1 pseudogene is annotated in these 907 nt (G+C 63.5%); it reads left to right on the top strand.

From position 1 onward, the window contains the following. Positions 1 to 125 precede the first annotated feature (125 nt). Positions 126 to 720 (top strand): annotated as a pseudogene (locus JQK88_RS35485) (integrase core domain-containing protein); the annotation flags it as partial. Positions 721 to 907: the final 187 nt, after the last annotated feature.

Below are 907 nucleotides of genomic sequence, written 5' to 3'. Positions count from 1 at the left end.
CATGGCGACGTTGTGCTTGCTGATTTCGGTGCCGCTGACGTTTGGAAAGGTTGCCCAGCAGCGCCCCTACACCATGCTGCGATGTCTGACCGACTTCGGATTGCGCCGAAGCAGATTGCCGATCACCGGCCGAGCCGGTCAAACGCTACGAACGCGCCCATCCCGGCGAGATGATCCACATCGACATCAAGAAGCTCGGCCGGTGCGACGCGTCGGCCACCGCATCACCGGCAATCCGCAACAGGGCAAGTCGCGCGGCACCGGCTGGGAGTTCGTCCACGTCGCCATCGACGACGCCTCGCGCATCGCCTTCAGCCAGATCCTGCCCGACGAGAAACAAGAGAGCGCCATCGTCTTCCTCAAGGCGGCACTCGCCTACTATGCCAGCCTCGGCTGCCACCGTTCCTTCATTCCGTAGGTGCTACGGCTCGTGCTACCGCTCGAAAGCCTTCGCCAAGGCCTGCCGCATGCTCGGGCTCAGGCATGTCGGGACAAGGCCCTACGCCCAAGACCAACGGCAAGGCCGAACGCTTCATCCAGACGGCCCTGCGCGAATGGGCATACGCCGTGGCCTATCGGAACTCCGACCACCGCGCCGCCGAGTTGCCCGTCTGGCTGCATCGCGACAATTGGCATCCGCCGCACGGCAGCCTAAAGTCCAAAACGCCAATCAGTCGCCTCGGCCAATCCGGGGACAACCTATTGAGGCTCCACACCTAGCGCACCGCCCGGATGATTCGCACCAGCTGGTCCTGGGCAGATATCGGTGCCGGCGCGAATTGACCTGCCACTGAAGTTTCATCCAGTGGCGATTAGAGCCTCGGCCGTTTCTGTTACGCCGTATGGCGCGGGTTGAGCAACCGGCGCAGACGCGAAGCCTGCAATGAGCGCAGCGTCGGAGCCGGTT

This window comes from Mesorhizobium caraganae, from assembly GCF_016836705.1.
Taxonomy (GTDB): domain Bacteria; phylum Pseudomonadota; class Alphaproteobacteria; order Rhizobiales; family Rhizobiaceae; genus Mesorhizobium; species Mesorhizobium caraganae.
Note: the sequence above shows the minus strand (reverse complement) of the source record. Positions and strands in the feature narration are given on the sequence as shown.